The 17,060-nt window shown below is 41.7% G+C and carries 13 protein-coding genes; 5 read left to right on the forward strand and 8 right to left on the reverse strand.

From position 1 onward, the window contains the following. From BLQ87_RS21595 to BLQ87_RS21620, 6 genes are all read right to left on the reverse strand, one after another. Nucleotides 1–768, reverse strand: coding sequence for an ABC transporter permease (locus tag BLQ87_RS21595; RefSeq protein ID WP_074610957.1), 768 nt, complete (start codon nt 766–768; stop codon nt 1–3). Continuing rightward, nucleotides 769–1,536 (reverse strand): ABC transporter ATP-binding protein, encoded by a 768-nt coding sequence (locus BLQ87_RS21600; RefSeq protein WP_074610958.1) that lies wholly within the window; start codon nt 1,534–1,536, stop codon nt 769–771. 14 nt (nt 1,537–1,550) lie between these two features. Beyond that, on the reverse strand, nt 1,551–2,468 hold the full coding sequence (locus BLQ87_RS21605) for a helix-turn-helix domain-containing protein (RefSeq protein WP_074611231.1): 918 nt from the start codon (nt 2,466–2,468) through the stop codon (nt 1,551–1,553). Between the two features lie 331 nt (nt 2,469–2,799). Next, a complete protein-coding gene (locus BLQ87_RS21610; protein ID WP_083361991.1) occupies nt 2,800–4,299 on the reverse strand; it encodes an oligosaccharide flippase family protein in 1,500 nt (499 codons plus the stop codon). A 30-nt stretch (nt 4,300–4,329) separates the two neighbouring features. Continuing rightward, on the reverse strand, nt 4,330–6,036 hold the full coding sequence (kdpA, locus tag BLQ87_RS21615; RefSeq protein WP_074610959.1) for a potassium-transporting ATPase subunit KdpA: 1,707 nt from the start codon (nt 6,034–6,036) through the stop codon (nt 4,330–4,332). Nucleotides 6,037–6,039: 3 nt separating this feature from the next. Continuing rightward, nucleotides 6,040–6,597, reverse strand: coding sequence for a K(+)-transporting ATPase subunit C (locus BLQ87_RS21620; protein WP_074610961.1), 558 nt, complete (start codon nt 6,595–6,597; stop codon nt 6,040–6,042). A 779-nt stretch (nt 6,598–7,376) separates the two neighbouring features. Between BLQ87_RS21620 and BLQ87_RS21630 the strand changes: the two genes are divergently transcribed. Next, a complete protein-coding gene (locus BLQ87_RS21630; protein ID WP_074610966.1) occupies nt 7,377–7,607 on the forward strand; it encodes a hypothetical protein in 231 nt (76 codons plus the stop codon). Nucleotides 7,608–7,625: 18 nt separating this feature from the next. Then, nucleotides 7,626–8,735 carry a M20 family metallo-hydrolase gene (locus BLQ87_RS21635; protein ID WP_074610968.1) on the forward strand — a complete coding sequence of 370 codons (1,110 nt, stop codon included), beginning with the start codon at nt 7,626–7,628 and terminating at the stop codon, nt 8,733–8,735. 87 nt (nt 8,736–8,822) lie between these two features. Here BLQ87_RS21635 and BLQ87_RS21640 read toward each other — a convergent pair whose 3' ends face one another. Both BLQ87_RS21640 and BLQ87_RS21645 read right to left on the reverse strand, forming a co-directional pair. After that, entirely contained in the window at nt 8,823–9,572 is a 750-nt protein-coding gene (locus BLQ87_RS21640) for a M57 family metalloprotease (protein ID WP_074610970.1), read from the reverse strand. An 82-nt stretch (nt 9,573–9,654) separates the two neighbouring features. Further along, a complete protein-coding gene (locus tag BLQ87_RS21645) occupies nt 9,655–10,116 on the reverse strand; it encodes an Lrp/AsnC family transcriptional regulator (RefSeq protein WP_074610972.1) in 462 nt (153 codons plus the stop codon). A 237-nt stretch (nt 10,117–10,353) separates the two neighbouring features. On the opposite strand from BLQ87_RS21645, the gene metE reads away from it, so the two are divergent. From metE to dnaE, 3 genes are all read left to right on the forward strand, one after another. Continuing rightward, nucleotides 10,354–12,669: a 5-methyltetrahydropteroyltriglutamate--homocysteine S-methyltransferase gene (gene metE / locus BLQ87_RS21650; protein WP_074610975.1), complete on the forward strand. Its 2,316-nt coding sequence runs from the start codon at nt 10,354–10,356 to the stop codon at nt 12,667–12,669. Between the two features lie 197 nt (nt 12,670–12,866). Continuing rightward, nucleotides 12,867–14,024, forward strand: a complete 1,158-nt coding sequence (dinB, locus tag BLQ87_RS21655) for a DNA polymerase IV (protein ID WP_074610977.1) — start codon at nt 12,867–12,869, stop codon at nt 14,022–14,024. 4 nt (nt 14,025–14,028) lie between these two features. Further along, nucleotides 14,029–16,971 carry a DNA polymerase III subunit alpha gene (gene dnaE, locus BLQ87_RS21660; RefSeq protein WP_074610980.1) on the forward strand — a complete coding sequence of 981 codons (2,943 nt, stop codon included), beginning with the start codon at nt 14,029–14,031 and terminating at the stop codon, nt 16,969–16,971. Nucleotides 16,972–17,060 lie beyond the last annotated feature (89 nt).

The following is a 17,060-nucleotide window of genomic DNA, read 5'->3' on the forward strand; positions in this document are numbered from 1 at the left end:
TTAGCCCCTTTTTTTATAGACCCTCATCGCCAGGATATAAGCCAGGAGCATAATTCCAACGCACCAGGCGAGGGCGATCCATATTTCGTTGCCGACCGGCTGGTTTGAAAGTAATGCGCGGATGGTTCCGACTATCGATGTCACGGGTTGATTTTCGGCAAAGACACGAACAGGTCCAGGCATGGTCTCAGTAGGCACAAAGGCGGAGCTAATAAAAGGTAGAAAGACAATGGGGTAGGAGAAGGCACTTGCACCGTCGACGGTTTTGGCGGAGAGTCCGGCAATTACTGCGATCCAGGTCAGGGCCAGTGTAAAGAGCACAAGTATACCAGCTACGGCAAGCCATGACAGGATATCCGCTGAAGAGCGAAAGCCCATTATTAATGCGACAAGAATGATCACGATCACTGAAATGACATTGGAAACCAATGAGGTCAGCACGTGGCCCCACAATATGGTGGATCGTGCAATCGGCATAGAGTTGAACCGCTCCAATATGCCCCGTTGCATATCTAAAAACAGACGGTAAGCCGTATAGGATACCCCACTGGCAATCGATATCAACAGAATACCGGGAAGCAGGTAATTTACATAGTTGTCCGTACCGGTTTGGATTGCACCTCCAAAAACATAGACGAATAATAGCATAAACATGATTGGCATAATGGTCACCGTGATGATGGTGTCCATGCTGCGAAGAATATGGCGCATGGAACGTCCAAGCATTACGCCCATATCGCTGAAAAAATAGTTCTTTGTCGTTTCCATTTAGTTTTCCTCCTTTTTACCTACGGTGGAAAGAAATATCTCTTCCAGTGTCGGTTGTTTTTCAATGTATTCTACTTTTACTGGCGGGAAAAGCTTTTTCAGCTCTTCGAGTGCGCCACTCTGGATAATCTTGCCCTGATGAAGAATGGCAATCTGATCGGCGAGCTGTTCGGCTTCGTCCAAATACTGAGTGGTTAGAAACACAGTTGTTCCGCTACCGGCAAGCTCTTTGACAATTTTCCAAACCTCAATGCGTCCCTCAGGGTCAAGCCCGGTGGTTGGTTCGTCCAGAAAAATGAGCTGCGGACTTCCCACAAGGCTCATGGCAATGTCGAGCCTGCGGCGCATGCCTCCTGAATAAGTTGCCGCTCCGCGATCGGCAGCGTCGGTTAAACTGAACCGGTTAAGCAAATCCTGTGCGACCTGCCGGGGATTGCTAAGATGGCGCAGCTGAGCGACCATGATGAGATTTTCACGACCTGTTAGAATCTCATCCACAGCGGCAAATTGCCCTGTCAGGCTAATCGACTGCCGTACATTTCCGGGATTTAACAAAACGTCAAATCCATTTACTGTAGCGTTTCCGCTGTCCTGTTTCAGCAGTGTGGCGAGAATTTTGATAATCGTTGTCTTTCCTGCCCCATTGGAGCCAAGCAGGGCGAAAATACTGCCTGTTTTTACTTGAAAATCTACACCTGTCAGCACAGGTATATTTTTATAGGATTTTTTGAGTCCTTGCACTGAGATCGCGATTTCGTGATGTGACATATTTATTTCCTCCTTTATGGTGTTAGCAATGTGATGCCAGTTAAATCCGCTTTTGCATTTTTCAAAAAAGCATAAGTCAGATTATCCATCTTGCAATCAATAAACCGGATCCCTTTCAAACTCTTGCTTTTAAAGAAGGTGTTATTTTTAAAGAAAGTATTAGTAAGCGTTGCATTTTGAAATGTCACTCTGGTAAATCCGCAGTTTTCAAAATAGCAGTCCTCCAATGTGCCATCAAAGACAATGTCGGCAAGGTAGGTGCCAATAAAAGAGCTGCGATTCCAGACCCCATTTGCAATTGTATTTTTCTCAAGGCCACCGGATTTAATCACCATCCCGGTAAAATCGGTGTCACTGAGATCGCAACCTTTGATATAGCTTCCTGAAAACTCAGTATCTTTCAATAAACAACCCCTAAATAGATTGTTTGCTAAGTTTGAATTCTGAATCCGACTGCTGCTAATGTCGGAGCCGGAGAAATCACAATTCTCCACATTATTGCTTTTTAGAAGAAGGCCTGACAGATCTGAGCCGATAAACAGGCAGTGCTGCATGTTGGAAGAGCTAAATTTTTCATGCAGATTTTTCAACCCGGAAAAGTCAGCATCCACCCAGTTTCCGCTTGACATATTCCAACCTGGCTTTTTCTCCTGCTTTCCGGATGGCAAAGCATCAGATCCTTTAATCAACGGTTCAACGGCCGCTATGTCACTGACCTCCGATTGGAAACTTTCCGAAAAATAATTGAGGTCCACGCCCATAATTTCCGCGAGGGCGTTTAAAGTAATGATGTCGGGCATTGATTCTCCGCGTTCCCATTTTCCGACAGCCTGGGGACTGATGAACAGACGCTGGGCAAGCTGGGCTTGAGAAATATTTAGTTTCTTTCGTGCTTCGGCAATTTTATTGCCAATCGTTTTTGCATTTATCATAAGTATAATGTCTTTAGTTATTTTAATTGTTTTGATACTACAAAGGTATTTGAGCAGCATTTCAGAATCAAAAAAACAGCCCGACTTATAGTTGTAATTACGCTACTTTTGGTTGTAACCAACAACGAATGGTGGTTTCTGCAGGGATTTGAATTATAAGTCTGTTTTTGAGGTATAATTTACAATATGGGAATCATTAAATCTTTGTCAATTTTTATACTAGCCGGCTTATGTGAAATTGGAGGGGATATCTGATCTGGTTATGGCTGAAAGAAGGGAAGCCTTTGTGGTACGGTAGGGGCTTGTATCATTATCTAGATGCCAAGGTAGATTAATTAGATTTTAATAGCGTCTTTAATGGCTCTTTCTCGAAATAAATGATTCCGGCGAGGAAAACAATTAACATGCCATTGCCAATGTAGATGTTTCTTTGAAATACCCAGAAAGAAAGAACGACAAGGACAACAGAGCTGATTAGATAGGCTAATATTCGTTTTAATTTATAAGGTATTGGATAGTGTTTCTGACCCAAAACATAAGAGAGTACCATCATCGTAAAATATACGGTCATGGAAACCCATACCGAACCCATGTAACTATATCTGGGAATCAACAGGAAATTTAGAATAATCGTAAGTATGGCACCTATTCCTGAAATGTAAAGCCCGAATTTTGTCAGATCGGAGAGCCGGTACCAGACCGATAAGTTCATATATACCCCAAGGCATACATAACCAAATAATAAGAATGGCACTGCCTGAAGTCCTTCCCAGTATTCCGCGATATTTGTTTTGTTACCAATGATGAAATATTTCAGCATTTCGATATTGGCCACCAGTGCAACAAACAGTATGGTAAGTGCGATTACAAAATAATACAAAATAGTCGCATAATTCTGTCGGGCATTCGCATTACGGGCATGGCTAAAGAAGAAAGGTTCAGCGCCGAGCCGGAATGCGGTGATAAAAATGCTCATAAATACGGCAATTTTAGAAACGGCACCCAATATCCCCACCGCTTTATCCGCAATAGATTTATCAAGTAATTCGCTTAAAGCGACTCTTCCCAAATTTTCATTTATAATAAAAGACAAGTTTGCGATCAGGATTGGCCAGGAGTAGGAGATCATTTTACCAAACAGGGAGCTGTCAAATTTTAACTGCAATTTTAAGACCTCCGGTAGCAGGAGCAGCAAGGTTAGCATACTGGCAATCAGGTTTGCCACGAACACATAACCTATCCATTGATGCCTGTACCAGGTTTCCAGCCATCCTGCCATTGGCCAGTGCTGTTTTATCGCTATGGGGAGCAGGAAAATAAAGACGAGGTTCATCACTACAAAACAACCGATATTCAGAAATTTGATCAGGCTATACCTGAAGGCTTTGTTATCTGCTCTGAGTTTTGCAAAGGGGATCACACAGATGGCATCAATAAACAGGATCCATAAAAAGTATTGTACAAAGCTCCTGTAGTCTGCAAGCCTGTCTGATCCGTTAGAAAGGTAAACTGCAATAGGTTCTTTAAAAATACTTCCGGTGATCAGAAACAAGCAGGCAATAAAAGCCACACATAGAAAGGAATTGTTATAAACCACCTGTTTCTTATCCTCGTGCTTATTCAGATACCGGAAAAATGTACTCTCCATTCCGAAGGCCAAAACGGCATTAATCATTGCAGAATAGGAATATAAAGTAGTAAAAACGCCATAGGTAACTGCTGGATAGGTTTTGGTATAGATGGGCGTTAAAATGAAATTTAGTAATCTTGACAAAACAGTGCTTATACCATAAATGGCCGTTTGTCCAACAAATTTTTTAAGGATCGACATTTAATAAATCTTAGTCATCAGGATTGTAAATTAATGGCTCATTTGAAAATACTCCTGTAAAGGGCCTAATGCAAATACAGGCAATGTACTTAAAGCGTTGAGTAAGATAATGACCATGAAGAGGAACAGGCCAAAAGTAGCCGTTTCGGTTTTTAATACCCCATCTGAAGTTTCTGCGGATTTCTTTTTACTGAGTAAAAAGGCAATGATCAATACGCCTGCAATAGGCACAAACCTTCCGCTGAACATGGCAATGGAGGTACTGAGGTTCCAAAAGGCGGTATTGTCGCCCAGGGCTTCAAAACCACTGCCATTTCCAGCCGTTGCAGATACATATTCATAAAACATCGTCGTAAATCCATGCGCTCCGGAATTTCCCAGCCAGCCTAAGGTGGCATTACCACCAGGGGTTTCATTGATCACAAAACAAGCTATTGCCGTAAGCGCCAGGGGAACGAGTAGTTGTAATACGGCAACCCCTGTAGCCAGTTGCATTTCCGGGAGACCTATTTTTCTACCGAGTAAAACGGGAGTACGGCCAATCATCTGACAACCTAGAAATGCAGCCACAATCAAATAATAGAAAATATTGATCAGACCGGTACCAAGCCCGCCAAAAAAGCCATCCACCTGCATGCCGATCAGCATAGGAATACCTGATAAAGGCATATAACTATCCAGCATTGAGGTGATCGTACCCGCCGGAACAACCGCATTTTCGCCGCTATAAAAACTGGTATAGTAGCTGCCAAACCGGATTTCTTTTCCTTCCATATTGCCGGAGCTGGTATCAATCCCCATTTTGGAAACGAGGGGATTGCCATTCGTTTCCTGCCAGACAATAGGAATAGTGATCAACACCAGTCCAAGCGTCATCACACCAAGAATCATGTTGGCAAATTTTCGGTTTTCCAGGAAATAGCCGATAAAAAAGATAAATGCCATCGGCAACAGCAGCACGATGATATAGTGGATTACAAAGCTGATGGAATCGGGGTTTTCAAAAGGGTGCGCATTGTTCGTACCAAAATATCCACCGCCATTAGAGCCCAGTTCTTTAATAGGGATCATGGCGGCAACCGGACCTGTGGCGACTACTGAGGTATCTCCCTGGAGGGAAACAACTGTTTCGGGGCTATTGAAGGTCATTGGCATGCCCCGGAAAATGAAAAATGTCGCGGCTAAAATGGCCAAAGGAAAGAGGATCCTGGTGCAGGAACGGATAAAATCTACGTAGAAATTCCCCAATTGCTGACCTGTTCTCTTAAGGCAACGAATGACCGCCACGCCGACAGAAAGACTGGCAGCGGCACTTACAAATTGTAACAGCGTAAAAACCGAGATCTGGGATAGATAAGTTGCCCCCGTTTCTCCCGAATAATGCTGTTGATTGGTGCTGGTGATAAAACTTATAACCGAATGTAAGGCCAGGGTCCATTCCATGGATGGATTACCCGCAGGATTTAATAGAGATTGTCCCTGGACAAGCAATATTCCAAAGCCATATAACAGCCAGATCATATTCACCGTGGCGAAGGCCAGGAGGTATTGCCTGATGTTCATCGTTGAGGAAGGGTTAACCTTCATCAGGCGGAAAATTTTCCGTTCTGCTTTTGTGAGCAATCCATCACCGGAGAGATCATCTTTATATACTTTGCTCATGTACTTGCCTAATGGCCAGGAAAGTATCACTACTATGAAGAATAATAGGAGCGAGCCAACTGCGTCAATCATCATTATCTATAAGTTATCCAATGCGATATTTAGTTCAAGAACATTGATTTTTTTAGGTCCAAACAGACCCCATAGCGGTTTTTCGGTATGTTTTTCTATCAGTTTATTTAGGACAGATTCCTTAAATCTGCGGATTCTGGCAATCCGTTTTACCTGAACATTAGCCGCTTGTACTGAAATATGCGGATCCAGGCCGCTTCCGCTTGCGGTAACAAGATCAACCGGAATTGCAGATTTATCAATCCCCGGATTGTGAACCAAAAAGGAATCTATTCTTGCCTGTATTTCTGCCAGGTATACCTTATTGGAAGGACCTTTATTGCTGCCTCCTGAGCCATTTGCATTATAATTTACAGCAGAGGGGCGGGACCAGAAATACTTATTCCCGGTAAATGACTGACCTATACTTTTATAGTATTTTCGTCCTTTGTATTCAATGATTTTTCCTTTACCATTGTTCGGTCCGAAGTAAGCAATTCCTAGTAGCAGAAGAGGATATAAAATAGAGAAGAGAAAAATCGCAACTGCTGTTACTTTAATCGCAGGGAGCATATTTTCTTTCATTTCTTCAGGAGGTGCATGTTAAATCCCTTGTCATTCTGAGATGCCGAATTCTCATAGTTATGAATTTTCCTATAAAATTTTTTGGCTTTAAAGAGGAGAAAGAAACACAATGACCCAAAGAAGAGGAGTATTAAAGCGAGCGCGACGATGGTGGGGTGAAAGTTGAGTATTCTGATGGAGATCCCAACCAGAATGATAAGGAGGTAAAAAACGATGAGGTAATGGAATGGTCTTATCTGTCGACATCGTTGGACCATTCTTCTTTTTTCTTGCATTGTTCGAAATCGTTCCATCTTTTTATAATTTAAGTTTTTGACAATTTTTATTTAAAATATTTTATTGATTTAGTGATCTGCTCATGTGCTTTGAAAAGCAGTATGCCAATCGTATTCCATTTTTGCTTGCCTTAGGTTAAGTATCTATTTGTCAGCTGATTAAAATATGTGTCTGCAGATTTGTAAAAAAAAATCCTACCAAAATGGCAAGGTTTTTATTAAAATGACGCTGAGTTGTTTGCTTGAATAACGGGCATAAAGTACCAATCAAAAAATGCGTTCCCTGAAAATGAAGTCTTGTTTTACAGGTCTGAAAATGGGGGAAGACCGATCAGTTCTTCCATTCGATTTGACATAAACCTTGTCATTTTGAAAAGGTATTTTTTTTGCATTTATTCTGTTAAAAAAAAATATCAACGATTTTAATAGCATCGTCATCGTTTTTAGTCTGTACGCTGATCAAGGCACTTATTTTGAACCTGAAGGTCAATCAACCTAAAAAAAATGAACGATGAAATGATATTTGTGCGTATTGCTACCATGGATGATATCAGATTGGAAATCAGCTGTAATGAGCAATTCCTGGAGGGCTGTAAAAATTGCCCAAACTACAATGTTTTGGAGCCGAAGAAAAAATGTAATTGCTTATATACAGCCATGCTGTTTGATCCTGAAGTAAACCTGAACTATGATGTTCCTGCACAACCGGATACGCAGCATAGATATAGACTTTAAAATCCTAATATTAAAAGTATGAACAAGTTATATGACAAGGCCATTGAGTTGTTGGAGAATTTAATTAGAATCCCTTCTTTAAGTGGCGACGAAAAAGCAGCAGCAGACAAAATTGAATCATTTTTAGCGGAGCACCAGGTGTTTACCATTCGTAAATACAATAATATATGGTGTTACAATAAATATTTTGATCCATCAAAACCGATTATATTGCTCAATTCCCATCACGATACCGTAAGGCCCAATGATCAATATACAAAAGACCCATTTCATCCGGTTAGAAAAGAAGGGCGTCTTTATGGTTTAGGCAGTAATGATGCCGGTGGATCGTTGGTTGCGCTTATTGCCGCTTTCCTTTATTTTTATGAAAGAACGGACTTGCCTTATAATCTATGCCTGGCAGCAACGGCGGAGGAAGAAAATTCAGGTCAGAAGGGAATAAAATGTATTCTTGATGATTTGATGCCTGTTTCATTTGCTATTGTAGGGGAGCCTACAAATATGCAGATGGCTATTGCCGAAAGAGGCTCAATGGTGTTGGATTGCGTATCGACTGGTCGTCCGGGACATGCAGCAAGGGAAGAAGGAGATAACGCAATTTATAAAGCCATCAGGGATATCCAATGGTTTTCAAGTTTTGTTTTTCCTATTGAATCAGATCTTCCAAATCCGGTGAAGATGTCTGTAACGCAAATTAATGCAGGGATACAACACAATATTGTTCCCGGTGAATGCAGTTTTACGGTTGACATCAGATTTGACCATAGCTACACTGAAAAAGAAATCATCAATACGATTATGAACCATACTTTTTGTGATACCACCCTTCGTCCGAATGTGCTTACTCCTTCATCAATAGATCTCTTGCATCCCCTGGTAAAAACGGGTATTGCTATTGGGCGGAAAACTTACCTTTCTCCAACCAGCTCTGATCGGGGATGGCTGGATATGCCGTCGGTAAAAATGGGGCCTGGTGACTCTGTCAGATCACATACTGCTGATGAATATATTTATCTCGATGAAATAAACGAAGGGATCAGCATATACATAGAACTGTTGGAGTCCATACTTCCATACCTGGTTAATGGTCCCGAACTGGACCGGCAGATTTATGAATCCCATAGCTAATCATTTTACCATATCTAAGAAGAGCCGTCTTTTTAAGACAGCTCTTCTGATCACCACGATGGAATAATTAGTTTATTTTTTTTTAGATTATAAAGGATATAATGCTGCGGTTGCCAGTTTATCTTTCGCTGATAAAACGGTTGCGCCGCTTCCACATTGTCCGCCATTCATTAATGACAACGCATCAGTTCCTCCAACTCCCGGTACATTGATAGTGGTCGATTGGTTGGTGTGTTTGAAAGAGATGGTATGTCCGAATTCGTGTGTAATTGTTCTTGTACGTTGTGCAAAAGAATTGCCCTGGATCAAGGCTTGATTGATCCACACTACGCTACCTGCTTTACCGTTGCTGGTAGATAAATAAGCCTGTCCACATACGGAAGCTCCGATGGTATTGTCTACTTTGATCAAAATATCATAAGTACTGCCGGTGGTCAGGACAAATTTAATTTTAGAGTTTGGCACAGCATTCCATTGTGCGATTGCTGCGTTAATTTCAGCCGCCATACTGGTGATAGATGCATCAACTTTAACAAGGATATTATTGCTGTTGGTTACCAGATATCCATTGTAATACTGCTCTGTTTTTGGCATTCCGTTATCAGCCGGAATTTCCATGTTTTTATCGACCACCATATCTCCATCAACGACATATCTATCGCCTTTGTCGACGATTTGTGCGTCTGTGAATCCCAGATTTTTGATGTAGGCAAGAACTTTGTCTTTTTGTTCTGTTTTAACTTCCTGATCTGCAGGTTGGTCATTCTTCTTTGAGCATGAAGTAATTAAAATAGCGAATACTGCGATGAGCGCAATGCTTTTAAATAGATTTTTCATAATTTGAATTTTAGGGATGATCGTGATGATGTTACAATTTAATAATTATTCCAGAAATATAACATAGAAAAATTATTAATCTTTAAAAGCTAACGTTATACGAGTTCTTAATCTCTGCCATTGCAAAAGTGCTGTGGGTACTGCCTATGCTTTTTACCGAACCTAATTTATTAAAAACAAAATCCTGGTAATGTTTCATATCTCTTGCATGGACCTTTAATATAAAATCAAAATCTCCCGAAATATTATAACACTCTACCACTTCATCAATTTTTAAAATGTCTTCTACAAACTGATGGCCTATTTTTCTATCGTGCTGTTTGAGCTTAATATTGCAAAAGACAATAAATCCCTGATTAAACTTTTCAGCATCAAGTATCGCAATGTATTTTTTAATATATCCGGTACTTTCCAGTCTTTTTACCCGTTCGAAAACAGGTGAGGGTGACAGGTTTACTTTAACCGCTAACTCTTTTATCGTGTAGTTTGAATTGCTGCCTAATATCTTCAGGAGCAACAAATCTGTTTCATCCAATTCTTCCATAGAATAATTTCCTTTAGTGCGGGTAAAAATAGCAAGTTAAAAGCATAATATGCTTGGTTTTATTATTTAAAAAGTTATTTATGCTTATTTATTGCTGACCATAAAGTTTTATAATCTGCATATATACATTTGCGAAGAATTAAAAACTGACTTGTAATAAATAAAGCTTCCAGTGTTAAGAATACAACCCGGGAGCTTTTTACAATGATTATTAACCATTTAAAAAGTTGAAGAAAGATGCAAACGCACAACCTTGGCTATCCACGAATTGGTAGCAACAGAGAACTCAAAAAAGCCTGCGAGCAATATTGGTCAGGTAACATTTCATTAGCGGAATTGTTAAGTAAGGGGAAAAGTATCTACGAGCAAAACTGGAAATTGCAACAGGAAGCAGGAATAGACCTGATCCCTTCCAACGATTTTTCGTACTATGACCAGATTCTGGACATGTCCTTAACCGTAGGAGCCATCCCGAAACGTTACAATCAGGTCGCCTTAAAATCCAACAACGAAATGGATTTATATTTCGCTATGGCAAGAGGCTATCAGAAAGACGGACTGGACATTACCGCAATGGAAATGACCAAATGGCTGGATACCAATTACCATTACATCGTTCCTGAATTTTACAAAGACCAGGAGTTTAAATTATTCTCTAACAAAATCGTCAATGAGTTTGCGGCCGCGAAACAATTAGGCATCAAAAGCAAACCTGTGATCATCGGACCAGTTTCTTATTTGTTGCTCGGAAAGGAAAAAGAAGAAGGCTTTGATAAACTGGATTTAGTGAAGCGGTTACTACCGGTTTACATCCAGATTTTAAACGAGCTAAAAGCTTATGGAGCAGAATGGGTACAGTTTGACGAACCATTCCTGGCTTTAGACATTAATGATAAAACAAGAGAAGCCTATAAATATGTTTACGCAGAGATCAGAAAGCAATTTCCTTATCTGAAAATTTTGGTAGCTACCTATTTTGAAGGCCTGAAAGACAACCTGGCTTTAGCCCTTTCATTGCCGGTTAACGCATTGCACATCGACCTGGTACGTTGTCCGGAGCAATTGGATGAGGTGCTGGATGCAATTCCTGAGCAATTGATCTTATCGCTCGGTATCGTAGATGGCAGAAATATCTGGAAAAATGATTTTGAACAGTCATTGGCAATCGTCAAAAAAGCGATAGATAAACTGGGAAGCGACCGGATTCTCCTGGCACCGTCCTGTTCATTATTACATTCACCATGTGATCTGGATCTGGAAACCAATGATCAAACCTTAACTCCTGAGATTAAAGAATGGCTGGCTTTTGCGAAACAAAAGATTGATGAAGTGGTGGTGTTAAAGGCCTTGTCGGCAGAAAGCCCGGATCAGAATGCATTGGCGAAACTGGAGTACAACAAAAAGGCGATCGCTAACCGCAGCACTTCCAAATTGATTCACAACGGGCAGATCAAACAGCGTGTAAGTTCCATTACCACTAAAGACGCTCAACGGGAAAATCCTTTTTCTATTCGTAAAAAAGCACAACAGGACATTTTGCAACTGCCGCTTTTTCCAACGACAACCATCGGCTCATTTCCACAGACTGCCGAAGTGAGAAGCTGGAGAGCCCGATTTAAGAAAGGCGAGATTAGTCCTGCTGAATACGACAGCCTGTTAAAAAAAGAAACAGAAGAAACGATACGCTGGCAGGAAGAAATTGGTATTGATGTATTGGTTCACGGAGAGTTTGAACGCAACGACATGGTGGAATATTTTGGCGAACAACTGAACGGGTTCAGCTTTACCAAAAATGGTTGGGTGCAAAGCTATGGCAGCCGCTGTGTTAAACCACCGGTTATTTATGGAGATGTCCATCGCCCTGCAGCAATGACGGTCTACTGGACCGCATATGCACAGTCGCTAACCAACAGCCTGGTCAAAGGAATGTTGACAGGCCCTGTGACTATTTTACAATGGTCTTTTGTCCGCAATGACCAGCCCCGTTCGGTAACCTGTAACCAAATCGCATTGGCGATTCGTGATGAAGTAACAGATCTGGAAAATGCGGGAATCAAAATAATTCAGATTGACGAACCTGCCATTCGCGAAGGTTTGCCATTAAGGAAGGCAGACTGGCAAAATTACTTACAATGGGCGGTTAACGCATTTAAAATCTCTGCGAGTGGTGTAAAAGATGAAACGCAAATTCATACACACATGTGCTATTCCGAATTCAACGACATCATTCAGAATATTGCCGATATGGATGCAGATGTGATTACGATTGAATGTTCCCGTTCACAAATGGAGTTATTAGATGCTTTTGCAGACTTCAAATACCCGAATGAAATAGGACCAGGGGTTTACGATATCCATTCTCCAAGAGTACCTTCCAAAGAAGAAATGGTACGGCTTTTAGAAAAGGCAAAAGCGGTCATTCCAGCTGATCAACTTTGGGTAAATCCGGATTGTGGCTTAAAAACCCGCCATTGGCCGGAGACCAAAAGTGCTTTGATTGCCATGGTGGCGGCGGCTAAAGAATTGAGCGCAAATGAACTGGCAGTATATTAGCCGGATTCCTTTTCGGATCAGACCTGAACCGGGGGCACCCGATTGAGCGATACAAACCCCTCTTTACAAATTGTAATGAGGGGTTTTTGCCAGGCAACAAATTCCTTTTATATAGTTGAATTACCAAAATAATTGGAGATTATGTACGAAATGCTAAAAATATTAGCATAACTTTGCGCGTACCTAAATTTCAAATCATGGACAGCGGCAAGCAAATCATCCATATGGATCAGGATGCCTTTTTTGTTTCGGTTGAGGTCAGAAAAGATGTTTCATTAAAAGGGAAACCTGTAATTATCGGAGGAACGTCCGACAGGGGAGTGGTCGCATCATGCAGCTATGAAGCCCGAAAATTCGGAATACATTCCGCAATGCCTTCGCGTATGGCCAAATTGCTCTGTCCTCATGCGATATTCATTAAGGGCAATATGGAGGACTATTCTAAAGCATCTCATGAAATTACTGCGCTTATTCAGGAAAAGGTACCCCTTTTTGAAAAGGCAAGTATTGATGAGCATTATATCGATATGACGGGCATGGATCGTTTTCATAACTGTATGAAATATGCACATGAGTTACGTGAAACCATCATAAAAGAAATAGGACTCCCCATTTCTTTTGGCCTTTCTGTAAATAAGACGGTAGCTAAGATGGTAACCAACGAGTGTAAGCCCAGTGGCGAAAGAAATGTGGAACAGAACGAAGTGCTGCCTTTCCTGAATCCATTGTCTATCCGGAAAATCCCCGGGCTCGGCGAGAAAACGTTTGTCAAACTTAGTGATATGGGGATCAAAAAGATCGTTACTTTATCACAGATTCATCCTGAACAGATGAATTTTCTCCTGGGTAAATCGGGATTATCCCTGCTTCAAAAGGCGAAAGGGATCGACAATAGTGCCGTTATTCCTTATACAGAACAGAAATCTATTGGCACCCAAAGTACCTTTCATGCAGACTCCATTGATATTGATATGATTAACAATTTGCTCGTTGCCCAGGTGATGGATGTGGCTTATCAACTTAGAGAAAAACGAAAACTTTGCGCTTGTGTTACGGTGACGATCCGATATGCCAATTTTGAGACGGAAACAAAGCAGGCAGCCATTGCTTATACTTCATTGGACTCCGTTTTGATCGCCACCGTAAAAGACCTGTTTAAAAAAATGTATAACCGAAGGATGTTTTTAAGACTTGTAGGTGTCCGTTTATCGAATCTTGTGACTGGTTTTGAGCAGATCGACCTGTATAGTGAATCACAGGAACAATACAGCCTGGTTCAGGCACTCGATAAGATCCGCAGGCGTTTCGGGCAGGATGCAGTAACCAGAGCTGCAGTAATGGACCTCAAATTATAACCTCATGTACCTGAACGTCCACTCCCAGTACAGCCTGCGCTATGGCACGATGTCTATCCGGACATTGGTCGACGAGGCCCTGGCCCGGGGTATTACCCAGATGGTGATCACCGATATCAATAATTCAACAGGGGTGATGGAATTTATGCGGGAATGCCGTAAAAAGAAGATCAAACCTATTGGCGGAATAGAATTCCGAAGAGATAAAAAACTGCTTTATATCGGCATTGCCAGGAATAAAGAGGGGATGAAAGAACTCAATGATTTTTTGACTGACCATAACCTGAATCAAAAGGAACTGCCGGATCAACCCGGGGAATTTAAAAACGTGTACGTTGTTTATCCCTATGGACAAAATCGGGAGTTGAAAAGCAATGAATATATAGGGCTTCGTTTCGATGAACTGTATCAGTTGTATAACAAGGATTTAACAGCCTTTCAGGACAAAATGCTGGCCCTGCAGCCAGTATTTGTGGCAAATCGGATTGAATACAGGTTACATGAATACCTTAGAGGAATCGACCTGAATACCTTGCTGACTATGGTGGAGCAGGAAGACAAATGCAAGGAAACAGATGTCTTCCTGAACCCCGGAGATCTGGAGTCAAAATTTTCAAAATACGCGTTTATCCTCGACAATACCCGCAGGGTCATGGATAGCTGTACGATGGATTATCCGGAGGGGCAGCTGAAACTGAATCGCAAAACCTTTACCGGAAATAAAAAGGACGACAACGCACTTCTTGAAAAACTGGCGACAGAAGGGATGTTTTACCGCTATGGAAATAAGAACAGGGTAGCATTGAAACGGATCAGGCAGGAGCTGAAGGTTATTGTTGAGCTGGACTTTTGCGCCTACTTTTTGATTACCAACGATATCATTCAGTATTCTATGCGCCGGGGGTATTATCATGTAGGAAGGGGATCTGGTGCCAATAGTATTGTCGCTTATTGCCTGCGCATTACCGATGTAGACCCGATCACATTGGATTTGTATTTTGAACGGTTCCTGAATGTGGAACGCTCTTCAGCGCCGGATTTTGACATTGACTATAGCTGGGACGAACGGGAAGATGTACAGGATTATATTTTCAAACGCTATGGTAGGGAACATACTGCTTTATTAGGTACAATGTCTACCTTCAAAGACCGTTCGGTTATCCGTGAGATCGGCAAAGTCATGGGGCTGCCTAAAACAGAAATTGATGGTTTTACTGATCCCGCTTCTGCGGCCGCTAACCGGGACAATGTGACCTTTAAAAAAATCATGGCGATACATTCCATGATGGGAAACATGCCCAACCAACGGAGTATCCATGCAGGTGGGGTATTGATTTCAGAAGAACCGATCACGTATTACACCGCTTTGGACCTTCCCCCCAAAGGCATGCCGACCGTACAGTGGGATATGTATGAGGCCGAAGCAATCGGATATGATAAATATGATATCCTTTCTCAGCGGGGCATCGGGCATATCAAAGAGGCGGTGAAACTGGTAGCACAAAATCAGCAAAAAAACCTCGACATCCACCAGGTACAGCAGTTCATGAAAGATCCTCATTTAAACAACAGATTAAAAAGCGGGAATACGATCGGTTGTTTTTACATCGAGTCTCCTGCGATGCGCCAGCTGTTAACCAAACTCAGCTGCGACAATTACCTGACGCTTGTTGCTGCCAGTTCGATTATTCGTCCGGGAGTGGCACAATCGGGAATGATGAAAACCTATATTTACAGTTTTCATCACCCGGATCAGGTACAATACCTGCATCCTGTAATGGAAGCGCAGCTGAAGGAAACTTTTGGAGTGATGGTGTATCAGGAGGATGTGATCAAGATCTGTATTCATTATGGAGGTATGGATGGTGCCGACGCCGACATTTTAAGGAGGGGAATGAGCGGAAAGTACCGCTCAAGGGTTGAGTTTGACAAGCTCGTGGAGAAGTTTCATGAAGGGGCTAAAGCACTGGGCAGGCCGGAAGCGGTAACAAATGAAGTTTGGCGCCAGGTATCCAGTTTTGCGGGGTACAGCTTTTCCAAAGCACATTCCGCAAGTTTTGCGGTCGAAAGTTACCAGAGCCTTTATCTGAAAACCTATTTTCCAATAGAATTTATGGTCGGGGTGCTGAACAATTACGGCGGTTTTTATAGCCGCTGGCTTTATGTACATGAGCTTAAAAAATCAGGGGCAAATGTTCATTTGCCTTGCGTAAATAACAGCAGTTCTGTAGTTTCTATTGCGGGTATTGATGTTTATCTGGGCTTCGTTGGCATACAGGGTCTGGAAGGTAGATTAATAGAACTGATCCCGGAAGAACGCAAACACAATGGCGATTATCTACATCTGGAAGATTTTGTGAAACGAACAGAAATTGGCCTGGAACAAGCGATACTTTTAATTCGTTGCGGAGCATTGCGCTTTACAGGGAAAAGTAAAAAAACGCTGCTATGGGAGGTCCATACGTTGCTTGGCAATAAACTGAAACCAAACAACCATGCCGAACTGTTCCATGTAGAAGCGAAACATTACACCTTGCCGGATCTGGTAAATACTGCACAGGAGGATGCTTATCATGAACTGGAATTGCTGGGCTTTCCACTCAGCCTATCTATGTTTGACTTGCTTAAAACTGAATATAGGGGAGATGTCCGTGTCAATGATCTCATTAAACATCTCGGGCAAACGGTCAAAATGGTAGGTTTATATGTCTGTGAAAAGACGGTACATGCCAGGAACAATAAAAAAATGTGGTTCGGTACTTTTCTGGATGCTGATGGAAATTTTTTTGATACAACACATTTCTCAAATCATACGCCGGTCTATCCTTTCAGAGGGGCCGGATGCTACCTGATTCTGGGAAAAGTTGTGGAAGATTTTGGATTTCCAAGTGTTGAAGTGATTAAATTTGCAAAACTACCTATCCTTAATAATCCGGTGATGGATTGAGTAACATGCTCTTGTTGTTGGCCTGCTTTAAATGTTTCCTGGCAATGCGGGCACCTTATTTTCATATTGTAAAAGTAAAAAATATCCTA

Origin of the sequence: Pedobacter steynii, assembly GCF_900103665.1 — a bacterium.
Classification (GTDB): Bacteria; Bacteroidota; Bacteroidia; order Sphingobacteriales; family Sphingobacteriaceae; genus Pedobacter; species Pedobacter steynii.